The following is a 20,932-nucleotide window of genomic DNA, read 5'->3' as shown; positions in this document are numbered from 1 at the left end:
AAATGGGGGAAGGTCTCAGCTTTTTTTCCGTTGGCGCTCAAGATAAAGGCTTCTCGCCACCGATATCACCACGCTTAGGGCAAACAGGACAAACAGACCCGTCACAAACCAAAATGTGCCGCCGGTTAACAGGCTTCCCGCCCATGAGTAGACGATAGTGGCGGGTAACTGTCCGATGCCGGTGGCGATGAAAAAATGGCGAAAACGAATTGAGGTCAGGCCTGCCGCGTAGCTTACCGGGTCGAACGGCACAAAAGGTAACAGGCGGCAGACCAGAATAGTGTGCTTACCATAGCGCTCGAAAAAAGCGTCCATATTGTTCAGCACCGTTTTTCCGGTCAGCTTTTCTACCGCACCGCGACCTAAAATGCGGGCAATAAAAAAGCACAGCGCCGCACCTGCCATTGCGCTGCTCCAGGATAGTACGCCGCCCCAAAATGCGCCAAACAGCGAGGCATTGGCAAACGTGATCACAAACGCAGGAAGCGGTGCAACGATGGCCTGTAAGATCATCAGGAAGAACGACACCACCGCCGCCTGGGTTCCATAAGAACGAATAAAGTTTTCCAGAGCATGCTGATCGAGTGTGGTAAATGCTGCCAGGCCGCCGTGGAGAAAATCACTCACGCCAGGTATCCATGCCCATGCCATTAGCCCGAGCAGTAGCAGAGCAATCAAACCCACCCGGTAATAGCGAGCCAGCCGCGCTTTATTCCGTTTTATCATTTACCTGTACACTCATGGTTGGCTGACGGATCGATATGCTTATATCGGGCCCAGGCTTTGGCTGCCTGAACGAGGGCGAATAACGCCAGCCCTGCCACGCTGAGCTTACCGATGAATACCAGGGTAATGCCTTCGCTGGCGAGTTCATGCGACATCAGCGTATAGATAAAGATGCCGGGTAAGGTGGTAAGTGCCGATATTACGGTAAATGACCAGAACGGAATGGCCGTCAGCCCATAGGCGTAATTTTGAATATTATAGGGGAACAGCGGCACGAGCCGGGTCAGGATCAGAAAGTCTACTCCGCTATGGGCAATGCCTTTTTCGATAGCCTGAAACGTCGCCGTGTGCCCAACGTATTTCAGTAGTAGATCCCGTCCAAGCCAGCGAGCCAGCAAAAACGACAGCGCTGAGGCCACGGTTGCAGCCACTAACGAGATAAGCGTCCCAGCCACGGGGCCAAACAGCACACCGCCGACGATCACCAGGATGCTGCCTGGAATCAGACACAGCGCAGCAACAATAAAAAGCAGGATATAAAGCGTATAGCCGAACATACCGCTTTGGCGGATGACGTCTTGTAAATGATGGAAATTGGTTATCAGGTCGGTCAGACCATAATGATGGAAAACTCCCGCCAGAACGCAGAACAGGACCGCGACAATCAGCAGCCGGTATTCTGCTTTATGCGAACTTCTTTTTCATGGGGGTTCTCCTGTAAAACCGAGTGCAACGGAGCATTTTCGTCAGCGAAAAGCGCGCGCGAAGATATAATAAATTCCCGGCCGTAACAATGTATTACCGTCACTTTATTGATTTTGCACAGAATAAACAGACTCTCCAGACCGGGCCTGGAGAGTAAAAAGACGCAGAAGGTCAGACGCGGAATTTAGCCCATACAGGCGCATGGTCGGACGGTTTTTCCATGCTGCGAATTTCATAGTCGATGCCGGTTTCTTCGCAGCGTTCCGCCAATGGGTTGCTCGCCAGCAGCAGATCGATACGCAGGCCACGGTTATCGTCAAAGCCTTTTGAGCGATAGTCGAACCACGAGAACTGGTCATTCTTTTCAGGATTTGCGTGACGATAAGTATCCACCAGACCCCAGCCCAGCAGGCGTTCCATCCACTCACGCTCCTCCGGCAGGAAGGAACATTTACCGGTACGCAGCCAGCGTTTACGGTTTTCTTCGCCAATGCCGATATCGAGATCGGTTGGGCTAATATTCATATCGCCCATGATCAATACCGGATTGTCGCGCTTCAGTTCAGTCTCCAGATAGTTTTGCAGGTTCTGATAAAACGCGGCTTTGGCCGGGAATTTGGTTTCATGGTCACGGCTTTCGCCCTGCGGGAAATAGCCGTTGATCACCGTGATGCTGCCCAGAGGGGACGGAATTTCTGCCATGATGATACGACGCTGCGCTTCTTCGTCATCGCCCGGGAAGCCACGACGTACCGCAATTGGCGTTTCTTTCGTTAACAACGCCACGCCGTAATGACCTTTCTGGCCGTGATAAAAGACGTTGTAACCGAGCTTTGCTACCTCTTCGAGAGGGAACATATCGTCGTGGACTTTTGTCTCCTGTAAGCCAATAACATCCGGTTGGTGTTTTTCGACAATGGCTGCCAGTTGATGGGGACGGGCACGCAGGCCGTTGATATTAAAAGAGACAAATTTCATAGTCGCTGCCACTTTGCAAGATGAATAGTGCAAGGATGGTAGCAGAATTTCTGCAGGCTGACTGCTTCTTGTCACCTGATTCCAACAATGATTGCTAATGGTGTTAACGATGGAGCAAAAACTGCACCGTTTTGGCGCGAAGCGCGTCGGAATGGAGCAATAATTTCCGAAAAATTTCGTATACGATCACAATTCCAGAATTATATTTGGCGACTGAATAAAACTGCGTTTTTTCCTCTGTTTGGTCGCCTGATGCGCAAACATATTCACTTTATATGCACATGCAGTGAATATCGCCACGTTGTAACCTGTTGATATTCCGTCATCGACCTCCGTTTATGCACTTTTTCGCTGGCTGGCACGAACCCTGCAATCTACATTTACACCGCAAACACTATATTTATTAACATATAAATAACCTTTTATTTACCGTTGAGGTCGCTATGTCTCTGTCAATTACGCGTGAAAAATTTGATGAATGGATGATGCCCGTATATGCTCCGGCCCCTTTTATTCCGGTGCGGGGTGAAGGTTCACGTCTGTGGGATCAACAGGGTAAAGAGTATATCGATTTCGCGGGAGGCATTGCGGTTAACGCGCTGGGTCACGCCCACCCGGCATTGCGCGAGGCATTAAACGACCAGGCGAGCAAATTCTGGCATACGGGAAATGGCTACACCAACGAGCCGGTACTGCGTCTGGCGAAAAAGCTGATTGACGCCACCTTCGCCGAGCGCATTTTCTTCTGTAACTCCGGCGCAGAAGCCAACGAAGCGGCACTAAAACTGGCGCGTAAATATGCCCACGATCGTTTTGGCAGCCAGAAGAGCGGGATTGTAGCGTTTAAAAATGCTTTCCATGGCCGCACGCTGTTTACCGTCAGCGCCGGAGGACAACCTGCCTACTCACAGGATTTCGCGCCGCTGCCGCCGGATATCCGTCATGCCGTATACAACGATCTCGATTCTGCCAGCCAACTCATTGATGACACTACTTGTGCGGTTATCGTGGAGCCTGTGCAGGGTGAAGGCGGTGTGGTACCGGCAACAAAAGCCTTTTTGCAGGGGCTACGTGAGTTATGCGATCGCCATAATGCGCTGCTGATTTTTGATGAAGTTCAGACCGGCGTTGGCCGTACCGGGGAGCTGTATGCCTATATGCACTACGGCGTGACGCCGAATCTGCTGACGACAGCAAAAGCGCTGGGCGGGGGTTTCCCCATCGGCGCACTGCTGGCGACAGAGCGTTGCGCCAGTGTGATGACGGTTGGTACACATGGTACAACGTACGGCGGAAACCCGCTGGCGACGGCGGTGGCAGGTAAATTGCTGGAAATTGTGAATACACCAGAAGTGCTCAACGGAGTAAAACAGCGCCACGACTGGTTTGTGGAGCGTATAAACGCCATTAACGAACGTTTTGGACTGTTTAGTGAAATTCGTGGACTCGGACTGCTGATCGGCTGCGTGCTGAACGCGGAATTTGCCGGGAAAGCGAAACTCATCTCGCAAGAAGCGGCTGTTGCCGGGGTGATGGTACTGATCGCTGGCGCTAACGTGGTGCGTTTTGCGCCAGCGCTCAACGTCAGCGAAGAAGAAGTCGCCACCGGACTGGATCGCTTTGCGCTGGCCTGCGAACGCATTAAAGCAGGGGGTTCATCATGATGGTGATTCGTCCCATTGAACGCGCGGATATCACCGCGTTGATGCAGCTTGCCAGTAAGACCGGCGGCGGGTTGACCTCGCTACCGGCGAATGAAGCTACGCTGATGGCGCGTATCGAACGTTCACTCCAAACCTGGCGCGGTGAGTTGCCAAAAAGTGAGCAGGGATATGTGTTTGTGCTTGAAGACAGTACCAGCGGAACCGTGGCCGGGATTTGCGCCATTGAGGTGGCGGTAGGGCTTAACGATCCCTGGTACAACTACCGGGTTGGTACCCTGGTCCACGCCTCGAAAGAGCTGAATGTCTATAACGCGCTGCCGACGTTGTTTCTGAGTAACGATCACACAGGTAGCAGCGAGCTTTGTACTCTGTTTCTCGATCCGGACTGGCGAAAAGAAGGCAACGGCTATTTGCTGTCAAAATCGCGCTTTATGTTTATGGCGGCCTTTCGCGACCGATTTAATGAGAAAGTCGTGGCCGAAATGCGCGGCGTGATTGATGAGCACGGTTACTCGCCGTTCTGGCAAAGCCTCGGTAAACGCTTTTTCTCAATGGAGTTCAGCCGGGCGGATTTTCTCTGCGGGACAGGACAGAAAGCCTTTATTGCTGAACTGATGCCCAAGCATCCTATTTATACCCATTTTCTGTCTGATGAAGCGCAAGGCGTGATTGGTCAGGTGCATCCGCAAACTGCCCCGGCGCGGGCGGTGCTGGAGAAAGAAGGATTTCGCTACCGCAACTATGTCGATATTTTCGACGGCGGGCCAACGCTGGAATGCGATATTGACCGGGTTCGGGCTATTCGTAAAAGCAGGCTGGTGGAAGTGGCGGAAGGTCAGCCAGCAACCGGCGAATATCCGGCCTGTCTGGTTGCCAATGAAAACTATCAAAACTTCCGCGTCATGCTGGTTCGCGCAGACCCGGATACCCAACGTCTGGTGCTGACGGCGGCGCAACTGGACGCCCTGAAATGCCACGCTGGCGACCATGTACGTTTTGTACGTCTTTGTGCAGAGGAGAAAACAGCATGACACTATGGATAAACGGTGACTGGGTGACGGGGCTGGGCGAGCGTCGGGTGAAAACCAACCCGGTAAGCGGTGATGTGCTGTGGCACGGTAATGATGCAGATGCAACGCAGGTGACGCAAGCGTGCCAGGCCGCACGCGCAGCCTTTGCCGGTTGGGCTAAACAGCCTTTCAGCGCACGCCAGACTATTGTTGAAAAGTTTGCTTTATTGCTGGAAAGCAATAAAGCCGAGCTAACTCAGATTATCGCCAAGGAAACCGGAAAACCTCATTGGGAAGCCGCGACTGAACTGACGGCGATGATCAATAAAATCGCCATCTCCGTCAAAGCTTACCATGCCCGTACCGGTGAGCAGCACAGTGAACTACCGGATGGTGCGGCAACGTTGCGCCATCGCCCACACGGCGTGCTGGCGGTTTTTGGTCCGTATAACTTCCCCGGTCATTTACCCAATGGTCATATTGTTCCGGCATTGCTGGCAGGCAATACGTTGATTTTCAAACCCAGCGAGTTGACGCCGTGGACCGGTGAAGCAGTAACAAAACTGTGGGAGCAGGCGGGGTTGCCGCCGGGCGTGCTGAATCTGGTGCAGGGCGGACGTGAAACGGGGCAGGCGCTGAGTGCGCTGGAAGACCTCGATGGCCTGCTGTTTACCGGCAGTGCGAATACCGGTTATCAGCTGCATAAGCAGTTATCCGGCCAGCCGGAAAAAATCCTTGCCCTGGAGATGGGGGGCAACAACCCGCTGATTATTGAGAATCCGGAAGATATTGATGCCGCAGTGCATCTGACCATTCAGTCCGCATTTGTCACCGCCGGACAGCGCTGTACCTGTGCCCGCCGCCTGCTCGTAAAAAAAGGCGCGCAGGGTGATGCGTTCCTGACGCGTCTGGTGGAGGTTAGTCAGCGTTTAATGCCCGGCAACTGGGATGCACAACCGCAGCCATTTATGGGTGGACTAATTTCCGAACAAGCAGCGCAACACGTCTATGATGCCTGGCAGCGTCTGGCGTCGTTGGGCGGCCGTACGCTGTTAGCGCCACGTCTGGTAAATGCCGGAACGTCACTGCTGACCCCTGGAATCATCGAACTGACCGGGGCGGGGAACGTACCTGATGAGGAGGTTTTCGGTCCGCTGCTCGGCGTCTGGCGTTATGACAGCTTTGATGATGCGATTCGTATGGCGAACAACACTCGCTTTGGATTGTCGTGTGGGTTAGTTTCGCCCGATCGCGGCCAGTTCGAACAGCTACTGTTGGAGGCGCGGGCAGGGATCGTCAACTGGAATAAGCCGTTAACCGGCGCTGCGAGTACCGCACCGTTTGGCGGTGTAGGCGCTTCCGGGAACCATCGCGCCAGCGCGTGGTATGCCGCAGATTATTGCGCCTGGCCGATGGCAAGTCTGGAATCCCCGGCCTTAACGCTGCCAACGGCGCTTAGCCCCGGACTGGATTTTTCTCGCGAGGATAAGCTATGAAAGCCCGTGAGGTAAATTTTGATGGTCTGGTGGGGCTAACTCACCACTATGCTGGATTGTCATTTGGTAATGAGGCCTCAACCAAACATCGTTTTCAGGTGTCGAACCCGCGTCTGGCGGCAAAGCAAGGTCTGCTAAAGATGAAAGCGCTGGCGGATGCGGGATTTCCTCAGGCGGTGATCCCGCCCCACGAGCGGCCTTATATTCCGGTTCTGCGTCAGTTGGGTTTTAGCGGCAGTGACGAACAGGTGCTGGATAAAGTGGCGCGTCAGGCGCCTCACTGGCTCTCCAGTGCCAGTTCCGCATCGCCTATGTGGGTAGCGAATGCGGCAACGGTTTGCCCTTCGGCAGACTCGCTGGACAGGAAAGTGCATCTGACGGTGGCGAATCTGAATAATAAGTTCCACCGTTCACTGGAAGCGCCTACTACCGAAGCATTGTTACGGGCGATTTTCCGTGATGAGAATAGCTTTGCGGTCCACGGTGCGTTACCCCAGGTTGCGCTATTTGGCGATGAAGGGGCGGCAAACCATAACCGCCTGGGTGGAGATTACGGTGACCCCGGCGTACAGCTGTTTGTTTACGGTCGTGAAGAAGGCAATGCATCCCAACCGAAGCGCTATCCGGCAAGGCAATCCCGTGAGGCCAGCGAGGCGGTCGCGCGACTGAATCAGGTCAACCCACATCAGCGCATTTTTGCTCAGCAAAATCCGGACGTTATCGATCTTGGCGTGTTCCATAACGATGTGATTGCGGTGTCGAATCGCCAGGTGCTGTTTTGTCATCAGCAGGCGTTTGTCAGACAGCAGGCATTGTTAGAGCAGTTGCGCAGCCAGGTGGCAGGTTTTACCCCGCTGGAAGTCCCGACAGCGGAAGTGTCGGTGCAGGATGCCGTGACCACTTATCTGTTTAACAGTCAGTTGCTGAGTCGTAGTGACGGTTCGATGATGCTGGTCCTGCCGCAGGAGTGTCGGGAGCATGCTGGCGTGTGGCGGTATTTGAACCGGCTTCTCGAGGAAGACAATCCGATCGATGACCTGCGGGTATTCGATCTGCGTGAAAGTATGTCCAACGGCGGTGGTCCGGCATGCTTGCGCCTGAGAGTGGTGCTCACTCCGCAGGAACAGCAGGCGGTGAATCCGGCGGTTATCATGAACGACACGCTGTTTAACACGTTGAATAACTGGGTTGACCGTTACTATCGCGATCGTCTTACCGCTGCCGACCTTGCCGACCCACAGCTGTTGCGCGAGGGGCGTGAAGCGCTGGATACGCTGACGCAATTGCTCAACCTCGGCTCAGTGTATCCTTTCCAGCAGGAGGGGATGCGCCATGGATAACTTTCTGGCGATCACGCTCGCAGGCGCCACTCCAGAGAAAACGCAAGGAACCACTCATGGTTTTGACTGGCAGTGGATCGGTCACGGAATTCTGGAACTGACGCCGCTTGCACCCGTTGAACATTCTCTGGTGCTGTCTGCGGGGATCCATGGCAATGAAACCGCGCCGGTAGAGATACTCGATTCATTGCTTTCCAGGCTGTTTAGCGGCGAGCTGACACTGACATGGCGGCTGCTGGTGATTCTGGGAAACCCGCAGGCGCTGGCTGCGGGAAAACGATATTGTCATAGCGACCTGAATCGTATGTTTGGCGGTCGGTGGCAGATTTTTACCGCAAGTGAAGAAACGCACCGAGCCCATGGGCTTGAGCTGTGTCTGGAAGATTTTTATTCGCGCGCAAAGGAGCCTGTGCGCTGGCATCTGGATCTGCACACCGCGATTCGCGGTTCACAGCATCTGCGCTTTGGCGTATTGCCACAACGCAACGTTGCCTGGGACGAGGATTTCCTTGAATGGCTGGGAGACGCGGGACTGGAAGCGCTGGTTTTCCATCAGACGCCTGGCGGCACGTTCACCCATTTTAGCGGGGAACATTTTGGTGCGTTGGCCTGTACGTTGGAACTGGGTAAAGCGCTGCCGTTTGGACAAAACGATCTCACCCAGTTTGCACAAACGGCAGACGCACTGGAGAAACTGCTGCGGGGTGAACGGGTGTCGACGAGAGAAATATCCCCGCTGCGTTATCGCGTGGTGTCGCAAATCACGCGTCGTAGCAATGATTTCATTCTCCACATGGATAACCAGACGCTAAACTTTACCCCCTTTAAAGAAGGCACCTTGCTGGCGCAGGACGGAGATGAACGTTTTATCGTCACCCATGATGTTGAATACGTTCTCTTTCCCAACCCTAACGTGGCCTGTGGTTTACGTGCCGGATTGATGCTCGAAAAGTTGTGATCAATATATTCGCCCTGCAGGATTATCCTTTAGGGCTTATTTTTGCGTGCTGTTTTTATTTATTACGGATTATTCCTGGTGAATTGCTTTCTTAATAAACAGGGTTCAGGTATAGTTCTTCATAATCCGTTCAAAATCATCCTGTTGTAATTTTTTATTGCAACTCTCCGCAATTTATTCTTTTTTTCTTCATAATTGATGAAAGTTTGTTTTTTACACTTTCACTGTTTTACCGTTGCTCTGATTAATTGACGCTTAAGCCGGTAAAGTTAATCTCGTCAACACGACATCACATTGCATAAGAGTCGCATGAGTGTCGTAAAAATAACTGAAAGAAAGGATAGAAATTATGCGTAAACTGACTGCTCTGTTTGTTGCCTCTACTCTGGCGCTGGGTGCTGCGAACCTGGCTCATGCTGCTGACACTACAACAGCTGCACCAGCGGATGCTAAACCGATGATGCATCACAACGGCAAATTTGCCCCGCATCACGACATGATGTTTAAAGACCTGAACCTGACTGACGCACAGAAACAGCAGATCCGCGAAATCATGAAAGGCCAGCGCGATCAGATGAAACGTCCGCCGCTGGAAGAACGCCGTGCAATGCACGACATCATCGCCAGCGATAGCTTCGATAAAGCGAAAGCCGAAGCGCAGATTGCGAACATGGAAGAACAGCGCAAAGCCAACATGCTGGCGCATATGGAAACTCAGAACAAAATTTACAACATTCTGACCCCGGAACAGAAAAAGCAGTTTAATGCCAATTTTGAGAAGCGTCTGACAGAACGTGCAGCGCAGAAAGGTAAAATGCCGGAAGCTGCCGAGTAATCGATCAGCGTCTACACTAAATCATTCACACGGTGTCGCGCTGATTGCCGCACAGTGTGAAACCAAACTCAAGACCGCCGCTCTTGTCCACAACACGTATAACGATGTGGGCAGGATCGGCGGTTTTTTCATTTCTGCCTATTGCACCGGACGCACGACACGCTATTCTCCTGAAGCCCGCGAAAATTCTACCTGGATCAGCGCGTTATTCTTTTTTGCAAAATGCCGGGTTCATCGCTAAGGCAAATCAACTCTGCTGCCGATAACAATAATCTGCAGGGTGAACATAATAATGATGATTTATGGCTGTCTGTTTACGGCAGGCTGCCATGCTGCTCCTTTCTGGAGGGATGATGGAATACTTTGATATCCGCAAAATGCCGGTTAACCTCTGGCGGAATGGTGCGGGAGAAACGCGTGAGATTTGCTGTTTTCCGCCAGCAACACGAGATTTTCACTGGCGGGCGAGTATCGCCTCCATTGCAGCAAACGGTGAGTTTTCTCTTTTTCCCGGCGTAGAACGTGTGATTACTCTGCTGGAAGGTGGAGAAGTGACCCTGGAAGAAACGAACATCTTTACGCATACCCTGAAACAGCATCAGCCTTTTACCTTTGCCGGTGACAAGGTGGTAAAAGCAAAGCTGACGGAAGGGCAGATGTCGATGGATTTTAATATCATGACCCGACGAGATGTTTGCCAGGCAAAAGTCAGAGTGGCCGATCGCACCTTTACGACCTTTGGTTCACGCGGCGGCGTGGTGTTTGTTATCAGTGGTGCATGGCAACTGGGCGATAAACTGCTGACGGCCGACCAGGGTGCGAGCTGGCATGACGGCAAACACACATTACGACTGCTGGAACGCGAGGGAAAATTGCTGTTCAGCGAGATTAACTGGATGCCGGGGCATTCTCCGGATGCAGTTCAATAATGTCATATTGACCAGACAGAACAGGCCGGCAGAGAATTTTGTAGCCATCATGGTCAAACCCTGCTGGCATACGCGCCAGGGTAGTCGCTTCATCCAGCGTTGAAACAGCTCCCAGCCACAGCCAGTTGTTGATGATATGGTACTGTGTCATTTCAGCGCCGGTTTCCTGCAGTGCAATGGCATTGCTCCATGGCCAGCAAATCACTCTCACTCTTTCCAGCGCCGCTAACAGACGCAAATGATGCGCTTCATGACTCTCTTTCCCGCAGCACGCTCCGGCGCAGCGTTTAAGCGCGGAGCGAAAACAGGCGCGCCCGCGACTCAGGGGTTCCAGCCCCAACAGGCCGTAGCACAGCTGTTGTTCATCCGCGAGGCTTTGCAACGCTTGTAGCGCTGCGCGACGATTGGCAAACAGGCCAAACAGATTGGGTGCATTGGAGAAATCAATATCTCGTGCGTAGACAACCTGAACAGTTCGGTCGGTAAGCTGCAAGGCGCAAAGCTGACGATTGCGCCGCAGTCGTTTGTTAAACAACGGCTGTTGTTCTTTGATCAACCGCGCTTCCAGCAGCAGGGCACCAATTTCTCCCGCCGTACAAATCCAGCTAATGCGTTTGGTCTGACGCAGCATTGCCGCTTCGTCCGCGGTAAGCAGGTGTGCCAGCACGCGGCTGCGAATATTGACACTTTTACCAATGTAGAGCGGCATAGTGTCGCTTTCACTGTGAAACAGATAGACGCCTGGTGCGGTGGGAAGCGCACTCAAAAATGGACGCAGGTGTTCAGGATATTTATAGATTGCCGCTGCCTCAAATGTCAGGCTTGGGGCTGATTGACGCCGTACCACTTCTCACTCCGGATGCTGGTTATTCATCCAGTATAGCAGTTTGAAACCGATTAAAAAAGCGGCATCAGACCAGGAGGAGGGGCCGGACAGCGGTGATCCCAGTGCTATCCGGCAATATGCGACTAAAAGAATTACGCTTTTTTCCAGAAGTCATCAAACACCGTAATCGGTGTGCGACGTTTGTGCTCGGTCTTCAGATACCAGCCTTCAATTTTTTTCGCGACGTCGGCAGCCAGCGTTTTTCCTTCCAGGTAATCGTCGATGTTGTCATAGGTGACGCCTAATGCGGCTTCATCCGGCAGAGAAGGGCGATCGTCTTCGAGGTCGGCGGTTGGCGCTTTCTTATATAAATGCTCCGGGCAACCCAGCGTGGCAAGCAACTGCTTACCCTGACGCTTGTTCAGACGGAAAATAGGGTTAATGTCAGTACCGCCATCGCCGTATTTGGTGAAAAATCCGGTGATGGCTTCTGCTGCATGATCGGTACCCACGACAACACCGCTGGTCATTCCGGCGATACTGTACTGGGCCTTCATACGTTCACGGGCTTTTTCATTGCCACGGACAAAATCGCTCAGTTCAATACCCGCTTCACGCAGGGCCTGTTCACTGGCCAGTACCGCACCCTTAATATTTACTGTGAGCACGCGGTCAGGTTGGATAAAGGCGATGGCATCCTGGCAGTCCTGTTCATCAGCCTGAACGCCATACGGCAGACGTACGGCAATAAACTGCAACGCGTCATTCCCCGTTTCTTCGCGAAGCTCGGAAATAGCCATCTGGCAAAGTTTTCCCGCGAGCGTTGAGTCCTGTCCGCCGCTTATCCCTAATACCAGTGATTTCAGAAAAGGGTACGTTTGCAGGTAGGATTTCAAGAAATCCACGCTGCGGCGAATTTCCTCTTCTGCATTAATTTGCGGTTTTGCGCCAAGCGCCTGGATTATCTCTTGCTGCAGAGTCATTTAACCCCCTCCGAAAAATGAAATGATCAAAAAAATGATGTGTTAAAGCTAACGCGTTGGGACCCAAACGACAAGGGATGCAGGCCTGATCTAACATCATTTTGTTTTAATAGAATTTTCCGAAACGACCTAAGTATCATCTGATTGCTTGAAAAATGTGTTGTTGTGCTCCAGGCTTATATAACACGCTGAAATACAAGAGGACGGAATATGAACAAGAACCTAACAGGAATTCTGAGTGCAGCGGCTGTTTTGACTATGTTGGCAGGGTGTACGGCCTACGATCGTACTAAAGACCAATTTGTTCAGCCCGTGGTGAAAGATGTGAAGAAAGGGATGAGCCGGGCGCAGGTGGCGCAGATTGCCGGTAAACCTTCTTCTGAAGTCAGCATGATTCATGCGCGAGGGACATGCCAGACCTACATCCTGGGTCAACGAGATGGTAAAGCTGAAACCTATTTTGTTGCTTTAGACGACACCGGACATGTGATTAACTCCGGTTACCAGACCTGCGCAGAGTACGACACTGACCCGCAGGCGGCGAAGAAGTAACAACTGCTTATTGCCTGAGCATTCAGAAGAACCGGCCATTGTGCCGGTTTTTTTGTGCCGAACGATCTTATTTATTGCCGCGAATTATTTACCCGAAATGTGAGGGGGGTCATAACGACAGGTCAAGGAGAGACAATTTAGTTGGTCAAGGAAATACCATCGACCGGTGCAATCCCGTATACTCATTTCAGCCACCTAAAAAAGTAATTTAGCTGACGCAAGTTACCCAGAGCATGGATGCAGGTTATGGCTTGCGGAGTGTCTGGTTGACAGATAATCGCACATGAGGATCGTTTTAATGGAAAAGAAACACATTTATCTGTTTTGTTCTGCGGGCATGTCGACTTCATTGTTGGTTTCGAAGATGCGTGCTCAGGCCGAAAAATACGAAGTACCGGTTATTATTGAAGCATTTCCTGAAACGCTGGCCGGAGAAAAAGGTCCTGTCGCCGATGTCGTGTTATTAGGTCCACAAATTGCTTATATGTTGCCTGAAATTCAGCGTTTGTTACCCAACAAGCCTGTGGAAGTGATTGACTCGCTGCTGTATGGCAAAGTCGATGGTTTAGGCGTGCTTAAGGCTGCTGTTGCAGCAATTAAAAAAGCCGCAGCAAATTAATTATTTTATTTTAATTTTTCCCGTCAAAGAGTTATTTCATTAACATTCACCGCAATTATTAATTGCGGTATTTAAGGGTATTTTTCTATGAGTAACGCTATTGCTTCACTTGAAAAGGTACTCCTTCCTTTTGCTGTAAAAATTGGAAAGCAGCCACACGTTAATGCAATCAAGAACGGTTTTATTCGTTTAATGCCGTTAACCCTCGCAGGGGCCATGTTTGTATTAATCAATAACGTTTTCCTGAGCTTTGGGGAGGGGGCGTTTTTTTATTCAATGGGCATTCGACTTGATGCTTCAACTATTGAAACTTTGAATAGCTTGAAAGGCATTGGTGGAAACGTCTATAACGGTACGTTGGGTATCATGTCATTGATGGCACCGTTCTTTATCGGCATGGCGCTGGCAGAAGAACGTAAAGTCGACTCACTGGCAGCCGGGTTATTATCCGTCGCCGCGTTTATGACCGTAACGCCTTATAGCGTGGGTGAAGCCTATGCCGTTGGCGCAAACTGGCTCGGCGGTGCCAATATTATTTCCGGTATTATTATCGGCCTTGCGGTCGCGGAAATGTTCACCTTTGTGGTTCGTCGCAATTGGGTCATTAAATTACCTGATAGCGTACCGACATCCGTATCGCGCTCTTTCTCTGCGCTGATTCCTGGCTTCCTTATCCTCTCCATTATGGGGATCATCGCCTGGGCATTGAACACCTGGGGTACGAACTTCCACCAGATCATTATGGATTCCATTTCAACTCCGCTGGCGTCGTTGGGTAGCGTGGTGGGCTGGGCCTACGTGATTTTTGTTCCGCTGCTGTGGTTCTTCGGTATTCACGGTTCACTGGCGCTGACTGCGCTGGACAGCGGTATCATGACGCCATGGGCGCTGGAAAACATCTCTATCTACCAACAGTTTGGTTCCGTAGATGCCGCGCTGGAAGCCGGTAAGACGTTCCACGTCTGGGCGAAGCCGATGCTCGACTCCTATATTTTCCTTGGGGGTAGTGGGGCAACGCTGGGTCTGATTATCGCTATCTTCCTGGCATCGCGTCGTCCTGACTATCGTCAGGTTGCTAAGCTGGCACTGCCATCAGGTCTGTTCCAGATTAACGAACCTATCCTGTTCGGTCTGCCGATCATCATGAACCCGGTGATGTTTATCCCGTTCATTCTGGTGCAACCGATTCTGGCGGCGATTACGCTGGCAGCTTACTACTCAGGCATTATTCCACCGATTACCAACATTGCACCGTGGACTATGCCAACCGGTTTGGGCGCGTTCTTTAACACCAACGGTAGCGTCGCTGCTCTGCTGGTCGCGCTGTTCAACCTCGGTATCGCAACGCTGGTTTACCTGCCGTTCGTGGTGGTAGCCAACAAAGCGCAGAACGTTATTGACCAAGAAGAAAGCGAAGAAGATATCGCTAACGCATTAAAATTCTAAATTTAATCCGGCATGGCTTTACGGTCATGCCGGACTGAACCAGAGGAAAAAAGTATGTTGGATATCGAGAACATCGTCGACACGCAGTCAGAAGCAGAAGAACTTGAAGAAGTGGTGATGGGCCTCATCATCAACTCCGGTCAGGCGCGTAGCCTGGCGTACGGCGCACTCAAAATGGCCAAGCAGGGTGATTTCGAGTCAGCTAAGACCATGATGGACCAGTCTCGTCTGGCGCTGAACGAAGCGCACCTCGTGCAAACGAAATTGATTGAAGGCGATCAGGGCGAAGGTAAAATGAAAGTTAGCCTGGTGCTGGTCCACGCACAGGACCACCTGATGACATCAATGCTGGCGCGTGAGCTGGTGACTGAACTGATTGAGCTTCACGAAAAGCTGAAATAGCGAGGAGTGCATAATGCAGCTACAGATTAACGCACCGGAAATCAAAACCGTTTATGAACAGCAGCTGTTTAATGGCAAAAATTTCCATGTGTTCATCTATAACAAAACTGAGAGCATCAGCGGGCTGCATCAGCATGACTACTATGAATTTACCCTGGTTTTAACCGGGCGCTATTATCAGGAAATCAACGGTAAACGCGTCCTGCTCGAACGTGGAGACTTTGTCTTTATCCCGTTGGGATCGCACCACCAGAGTTTTTATGATTTTGGTGCGACAAGGATCCTTAACGTCGGCATCAGTAAACGTTTTTTTGAACAGCACTATCACCCGCTGCTGCCATTTTGTTTCGTTGCATCGCAGGTCTACCGGGCAAATAACTCGTTTCTTACCTACATTGAAACGGTTATTGCATCACTGAACTTTCGTGAGAGCGGGCTGGATGAATTTGTAGAAGTGGTCACCTTCTATATTATAAATCGGTTACGCCATCATCGTGAAGAGCAGGCGCTGGATGATATTCCGCAGTGGCTTAAAACCACCGTCGAGACCATGCACGACAAACGGCAGTTTAGCGAGAATGCGCTGGAAAATATGGTACACCTGTCCGCGAAATCCCAGGAGTATCTGACCCGCGCTACCCAGCGTTATTACAGCAAAACGCCGATGCAGATTATTAATGAAATCCGCATTAACTTTGCTAAAAAACAGCTGGAAATGACGAACTATTCTGTAACGGATATTGCTTACGAGTCTGGCTACAGTAGTCCAAGCCTGTTTATTAAAACGTTTAAAAAGCTGACGTCGTTTACACCGAATAGCTACCGTAAGAAATTAACTGAATTTAATCAGTAGATATTATTTGCCAATAACCCATTTTTTATAGCTTGCCCAAAATAGCGTCGGGACAGCCACGCTATACCTGACAAACGGGTTGAGCATAATACACGTCAGTGTTTTTACACTGAAGGGAGAAAGTATGAGCCAGAAATTAAAAGTCGTCACTATCGGTGGCGGGAGCAGCTACACCCCTGAATTACTTGAAGGCTTTATTAAGCGTTATCATGAATTACCAGTTTCTGAGTTGTGGCTGGTTGATGTCGACGGTGGAAAAGAGAAGCTGGACATTATTTTTGACCTTTGCCAGCGCATGATCGACAAAGCCGGCGTACCGATGAAGTTGTTTAAAACGCTGGACCGCCGTGAAGCACTGAAAGATGCTGATTTCGTTACCACCCAACTGCGCGTAGGGCAACTGAAAGCCCGTGAAAAGGATGAACGCATTCCGCTGAGCCACGGTTATCTGGGACAGGAAACCAACGGTGCGGGTGGGCTGTTCAAAGGTCTGCGTACCATTCCGGTTATCTTTGATATTATTAAAGATGTGGAAGAACTGTGCCCGAATGCCTGGGTGATTAACTTTACTAACCCGGCAGGGATGGTGACTGAAGCGGTCTATCGTCACACGAATTTCAAGAAATTCATCGGTGTGTGTAATATTCCTGTCGGCATGAAAATGTTTATTAGCGATGTGTTGGCGCTGAAAGAGAGTGATGACTTATCCATCGATCTGTTCGGTCTGAACCACATGGTCTTTATTAAAGACGTGCTGGTGAACGGTACATCGCGCTTTGATGAACTGCTGGACGGCGTGGCTTCTGGACAACTGAAAGCTTCCACCGTGAAGAACATTTTCGACCTGCCGTTCAGCGAAGGGTTGATTCGTTCGCTGAAGCTGCTGCCGTGCTCGTATTTGCTGTACTACTTCAAGCCAAAAGAGATGCTGGCGATCGAAATGGGCGAGTACTATAAGGGCGGCGCACGTGCCCAGGTAGTACAAAAAGTAGAAAAACAATTGTTTGACCTCTACAAAAATCCTGAGTTAAACGTTAAGCCGAAAGAGCTGGAGCAGCGCGGTGGCGCGTATTACTCCGATGCGGCCTGTGAAGTGATCAACGCCATCTACAACGACAAACAGACCGAGCACTACGTCAACATTCCACATCATGGACACGTTGATAACATTCCTGCGGACTGGGCGGTTGAGATGACCTGCACGCTGGGACGTAACGGTGCTACGCCGCACCCACGTATTACCCATTTTGACGAGAAAGTGCTTGGCCTTATCTACACCATTAAAGGCTTTGAGGTTGCGGCGAGCAATGCGGCATTGAGCGGCGAGCTGAATGATGTGCTGCTGGCGTTAAACCTGAGTCCGCTGGTTCATTCTGACAGCGATGCCGAGATTCTGGCGCGTGAGCTAATCCTGGCGCATGAAAAATGGTTGCCAAACTTCGCCGGGTGCATTGAGAAACTCAAAAGCGAACAACACTAACTGAGGTCGGCTATGGAACGCGTACTGATTGTGAATGCGGATGATTTTGGCCTGAGTAAAGGACAAAACTACGGCATTGTTGAAGCCTGTCGTAATGGCGTTGTCACCTCGACAACGGCATTGGTTAACGGTGCGGCGATTGACCATGCGGTACAGCTGAGTCGCGACATACCTGCACTCGCCGTCGGAATGCATTTTGTTCTGACGCTGGGTAGGCCGTTGACGGCAATGCCGGGCCTTACCCGTGACGGATTACTGGGGAAATGGATCTGGCAGATGGCAGAGGAGGATACTTTGCCGCTGGATGAAATTTCTCAGGAACTGGCCGCGCAGTATCAGCGTTTTATTGACCTGTTCGGGCGGGAGCCGACGCATCTGGATAGCCATCACCATGTGCATATGTTCCCGCAAATTTTCCCTATCGTAGCCGGGTTTGCTGCCCAGAAGGGGATTGCATTGCGTATCGATCGTCAGAGCGTGTTTCAGGCGTCTGATTTTCCGGAAACGTTACGTACCTCCCAGGGATTCAGCAGCGAGTTTTACGGCGAAGCGATTTCCGAGGCTCTGTTTTTACAGACGCTGGATGCGTCAGTCGACCGGGGAGAGTCTTCGCTGGAAGTGATGTGTCATCCGGCCTTTATCGATGACATTATTCGTCAAAGTGCCTACTGTTACCCCCGCTTAACTGAGCTCGACGTGCTGACGTCTTCGTCACTGAAATATGCAATTGCGGAGCGCGGTTATCGTCTTGGCAGTTTTCTGAACGTGTAATTCCTGAGTTTGCGGCGCTTAATGCGCCGCATTTTTTTAGGCGGGAATCGTTTCTATTTTTCCGGCACGTGACCAGACGCGGTGTGCGGTCATCAGCGTCAACAGGGTATCCATAAACTGTGCGTCTGCACTGTCCGCTTCCACCACACCTTCTTCTCCTTCATTTTTGATATTCAACGTTGCTTTAAACTGACGAGCATCGCCGGCCAGGGCGATAGGTTTTAAGTGCTTATACGCTTCGAGTAAATAATATCGGGCATCACCGTTCTTAATGATGTCCGCGAGATTACCGCATGGAACGATAACCGCATCGACCGTCAGGGATGGCGAACCCGCAAAAGTACCGGCGATCGTCAGGGCAGATCCATCATCGGCAACTACCTTACCCATTCGGGAATAGAGCAATTTGGCATGAACACCTTTGGCCTGTAGGGCTTGCATGATGGCGAGCAGGTCGCTCGATTTCACCTGGTCATTAAGTAGGATGGCGACCATGCGGCCCTTAATCTCACCTTGCGCACCTGCATATAAACTGAGTGACGGTGCATTTTTCAAACCGTTAACGTTGGGCGGTGGCGCAATGCTGGCCTGTTCCTTGGTTAGCTTAAAACCGAGATTATCGGCAACCGCCTCGGCGAGGGCAGTATCAATATGAGCTAACTGTTCGACCACTCTTTCCCGAATATAGGGGCGCGTAACCTTACTGAGTTCGAAACTGAATCCGCCGATAATATGCTGCTGTTCAATTGGCATCTGACTTAGCCAGAACAGGCGAGGGTGCGCATAGTATTCGCCAAAAGAGGGGCTACGTTCGCGGATTTTGTTTCCTTCAATCCGTTCCTGATACGACTCAAATCCACCGCGTTTTGGCCCCGGCGGCGTTTCACGCGGCCAGTTATCATTGATGGAATTCGGTTCATAGTTGGCTGGATTGGTATCGATGTCCATTCGATGCATGCCGTCACGCTGGAAATTATGGTACGGACAGGTCGGGCGATTAATCGGGATTTCATGGAAATTGGGCCCGCCCAGGCGACTGATTTGGGTATCGGTATAGGAGAACAAGCGACCCTGCAGCAGGGGATCGTTAGTAAAATCGATGCCAGGGACGATATGTCCGGGATGAAAAGCGACTTGTTCATTTTCGGCGAAGAAATTATCAGGATTGCGGTTCAGCACCATTTTACCGACGCGTTGCACCGGAACCAGCTCTTCCGGGATCAGCTTGGTCGGGTCGAGCAGGTCAAAATCGAACTTAAATTCATCTTCTTCGGGAATCAGCTGTAGTCCCAGTTCATATTCCGGATAATCGCCCGCTTCGATAGCCTCCCACAGATCGCGGCGATGAAAGTCAGGATCCCGACCGGTAAGTTTTTGCGCTTCATCCCATACCAGCGAGGCTTTGCCTGCCAGCGGTTTCCAGTGGAAACGGGCAAAGGTGGCTTTCCCTTGCGCATTAATCAACCGAAATGTGTGAATACCGAAGCCTTCCATCGTGCGATAGCTGCGCGGAATAGCCCGATCGGACATTGCCCATATGACGTTGTGCAACGTTTCAGGCTGTAATGAGACATAATCCCAGAAGGTGTCATGGGCGCTTTGGCCCTGCGGGATAGCCCAATGCGGCTCCGGTTTAACCGCATGGACGAAATCCGGGAATTTATGGGCATCCTGAATAAAGAAGATGGGAGTATTGTTTCCCACCAGGTCGAAAATACCCTCTTCAGTGTAAAACTTGGTCGCAAATCCCCGTATATCCCTGACCGTATCCGCAGAGCCTGCGCCGCCCTGAACGGTAGAGAATCGGACAAAAACCGGGGTGATTTTATTTTCATCACTTAGAAAGTCCGCTTTCGTCGTCGCACTCAGGTTGGCATAGGACTGAAAGTAACCATGAGCGGCAGAACCTCGGGCATGTACAATCCGCTCCGGGATGCGTTCATGATCAAAATGGGTAATCTTTTCCCGCAGGATAAAGTCTTCCAGCAGGGTTGGCCCGCGATTACCTGCGCGCAGAGAGTTTTGATCGTCTGCGATTCGCACACCCTGATTAGTTGTCAGAGCAAAATCTTCGCTTCCTTTACGAAAACTGTCCAGTGCATTGAGTTTGTCACTTTTGATATCTGGCGCTTTTAAACTGCCGGACGTAGTGGGCTGCATACCTGGCGGTGTGGGTTCAGGTGTTGACCGATGTGAACCGTCTGTGGGTGCCAGTGAGTCAAGTCCTGGCTGGGATTCGCTGGCATCATGAACCGGCGCTGAGTGATGGAGTGGATGCTTATCATTCTGTGACATTAAACTCGTCTCCTGGTTTCATTGCTGAAAGGGTCGTTGTTGTTGTCAAAAGCTTTAACTATAG

The 20,932-nt window shown here is 51.2% G+C and carries 20 protein-coding genes; 14 read left to right on the top strand and 6 right to left on the bottom strand.

The genetic code is table 11. The features are described from left to right. Positions 1 to 15 precede the first annotated feature (15 nt). The 3 genes from OGY06_RS04965 to xthA form a co-directional block, all read right to left on the bottom strand. Positions 16 to 726, bottom strand: coding sequence for a TVP38/TMEM64 family protein (locus OGY06_RS04965; protein ID WP_126956095.1), 711 nt, complete (start codon positions 724 to 726; stop codon positions 16 to 18). Then, positions 723 to 1,379 carry a TVP38/TMEM64 family protein gene (locus OGY06_RS04960; RefSeq protein ID WP_170974252.1) on the bottom strand — a complete coding sequence of 219 codons (657 nt, stop codon included), beginning with the start codon at positions 1,377 to 1,379 and terminating at the stop codon, positions 723 to 725. Before OGY06_RS04960 ends, OGY06_RS04965 begins: the two co-directional genes overlap by 4 nt. A 223-nt stretch (positions 1,380 to 1,602) precedes the next feature. After that, positions 1,603 to 2,409, bottom strand: coding sequence for an exodeoxyribonuclease III (gene xthA / locus OGY06_RS04955; RefSeq protein ID WP_003030642.1), 807 nt, complete (start codon positions 2,407 to 2,409; stop codon positions 1,603 to 1,605). A 443-nt stretch (positions 2,410 to 2,852) separates the two neighbouring features. On the opposite strand from xthA, the gene astC reads away from it, so the two are divergent. The 7 genes from astC (at position 2,853) to ves (ending at position 10,641) form a co-directional block, all read left to right on the top strand. Continuing rightward, the gene (gene astC / locus OGY06_RS04950) at positions 2,853 to 4,073 is read left to right on the top strand and encodes a succinylornithine/acetylornithine transaminase (protein ID WP_286604866.1); all 1,221 of its coding nucleotides are present in this window, start codon (positions 2,853 to 2,855) and stop codon (positions 4,071 to 4,073) included. Continuing rightward, on the top strand, positions 4,070 to 5,104 hold the full coding sequence (gene astA, locus OGY06_RS04945; protein ID WP_003832529.1) for an arginine N-succinyltransferase: 1,035 nt from the start codon (positions 4,070 to 4,072) through the stop codon (positions 5,102 to 5,104). Before astC ends, astA begins: the two co-directional genes overlap by 4 nt. Further along, entirely contained in the window at positions 5,101 to 6,579 is a 1,479-nt protein-coding gene (gene astD / locus OGY06_RS04940) for a succinylglutamate-semialdehyde dehydrogenase (protein WP_126318345.1), read from the top strand. Before astA ends, astD begins: the two co-directional genes overlap by 4 nt. Continuing rightward, on the top strand, positions 6,576 to 7,919 hold the full coding sequence (astB, locus tag OGY06_RS04935; protein ID WP_286604864.1) for an N-succinylarginine dihydrolase: 1,344 nt from the start codon (positions 6,576 to 6,578) through the stop codon (positions 7,917 to 7,919). The genes astD and astB overlap by 4 nt, the downstream gene beginning before the upstream one ends. Further along, complete coding sequence (gene astE / locus OGY06_RS04930; protein ID WP_063941489.1) at positions 7,912 to 8,877, top strand: succinylglutamate desuccinylase; 966 nt, start codon at positions 7,912 to 7,914, stop codon at positions 8,875 to 8,877. The genes astB and astE overlap by 8 nt, the downstream gene beginning before the upstream one ends. A gap of 349 nt (positions 8,878 to 9,226) precedes the next feature. Further along, the gene (spy, locus tag OGY06_RS04925; protein WP_149335785.1) at positions 9,227 to 9,712 is read left to right on the top strand and encodes an ATP-independent periplasmic protein-refolding chaperone Spy; all 486 of its coding nucleotides are present in this window, start codon (positions 9,227 to 9,229) and stop codon (positions 9,710 to 9,712) included. A gap of 353 nt (positions 9,713 to 10,065) precedes the next feature. Beyond that, a complete protein-coding gene (ves, locus tag OGY06_RS04920; protein WP_003832539.1) occupies positions 10,066 to 10,641 on the top strand; it encodes an environmental stress-induced protein Ves in 576 nt (191 codons plus the stop codon). Here the strand turns inward: ves and cho are convergent. Next, positions 10,601 to 11,488: an excinuclease Cho gene (gene cho / locus OGY06_RS04915; RefSeq protein ID WP_286604861.1), complete on the bottom strand. Its 888-nt coding sequence runs from the start codon at positions 11,486 to 11,488 to the stop codon at positions 10,601 to 10,603. The genes ves and cho overlap by 41 nt on opposite strands. A 131-nt stretch (positions 11,489 to 11,619) precedes the next feature. Next, the gene (nadE, locus tag OGY06_RS04910; RefSeq protein ID WP_267391772.1) at positions 11,620 to 12,450 is read right to left on the bottom strand and encodes an NAD(+) synthase; all 831 of its coding nucleotides are present in this window, start codon (positions 12,448 to 12,450) and stop codon (positions 11,620 to 11,622) included. Positions 12,451 to 12,660: 210 nt separating this feature from the next. On the opposite strand from nadE, the gene osmE reads away from it, so the two are divergent. From osmE to chbG, 7 genes are all read left to right on the top strand, one after another. Continuing rightward, positions 12,661 to 13,002: an osmotically-inducible lipoprotein OsmE gene (gene osmE, locus OGY06_RS04905; RefSeq protein WP_003030621.1), complete on the top strand. Its 342-nt coding sequence runs from the start codon at positions 12,661 to 12,663 to the stop codon at positions 13,000 to 13,002. Between the two features lie 298 nt (positions 13,003 to 13,300). Further along, positions 13,301 to 13,621: a PTS N,N'-diacetylchitobiose transporter subunit IIB gene (gene chbB / locus OGY06_RS04900; protein WP_003832547.1), complete on the top strand. Its 321-nt coding sequence runs from the start codon at positions 13,301 to 13,303 to the stop codon at positions 13,619 to 13,621. Between the two features lie 87 nt (positions 13,622 to 13,708). Further along, complete coding sequence (gene chbC, locus OGY06_RS04895) at positions 13,709 to 15,067, top strand: PTS N,N'-diacetylchitobiose transporter subunit IIC (protein ID WP_200010968.1); 1,359 nt, start codon at positions 13,709 to 13,711, stop codon at positions 15,065 to 15,067. A gap of 54 nt (positions 15,068 to 15,121) precedes the next feature. Continuing rightward, positions 15,122 to 15,469: a PTS N,N'-diacetylchitobiose transporter subunit IIA gene (chbA, locus tag OGY06_RS04890; RefSeq protein ID WP_003832549.1), complete on the top strand. Its 348-nt coding sequence runs from the start codon at positions 15,122 to 15,124 to the stop codon at positions 15,467 to 15,469. A 10-nt stretch (positions 15,470 to 15,479) separates the two neighbouring features. Further along, on the top strand, positions 15,480 to 16,322 hold the full coding sequence (gene chbR / locus OGY06_RS04885; RefSeq protein ID WP_286605208.1) for a transcriptional regulator ChbR: 843 nt from the start codon (positions 15,480 to 15,482) through the stop codon (positions 16,320 to 16,322). A gap of 124 nt (positions 16,323 to 16,446) precedes the next feature. After that, positions 16,447 to 17,802 (top strand): 6-phospho-beta-glucosidase, encoded by a 1,356-nt coding sequence (locus OGY06_RS04880; protein WP_032943151.1) that lies wholly within the window; start codon positions 16,447 to 16,449, stop codon positions 17,800 to 17,802. A 12-nt stretch (positions 17,803 to 17,814) separates the two neighbouring features. Then, entirely contained in the window at positions 17,815 to 18,573 is a 759-nt protein-coding gene (gene chbG, locus OGY06_RS04875) for a chitin disaccharide deacetylase (protein ID WP_063941492.1), read from the top strand. Between the two features lie 36 nt (positions 18,574 to 18,609). Here the strand turns inward: chbG and katE are convergent, their stop codons facing one another. Next, positions 18,610 to 20,868, bottom strand: a complete 2,259-nt coding sequence (gene katE, locus OGY06_RS04870; RefSeq protein WP_286604853.1) for a catalase HPII — start codon at positions 20,866 to 20,868, stop codon at positions 18,610 to 18,612. Positions 20,869 to 20,932 lie beyond the last annotated feature (64 nt).

This window comes from Citrobacter sp. Cpo147, from assembly GCF_030332405.1.
GTDB lineage: Bacteria > Pseudomonadota > Gammaproteobacteria > Enterobacterales > Enterobacteriaceae > Citrobacter > Citrobacter portucalensis.
Note: the sequence above shows the minus strand (reverse complement) of the source record. Positions and strands in the feature narration are given on the sequence as shown.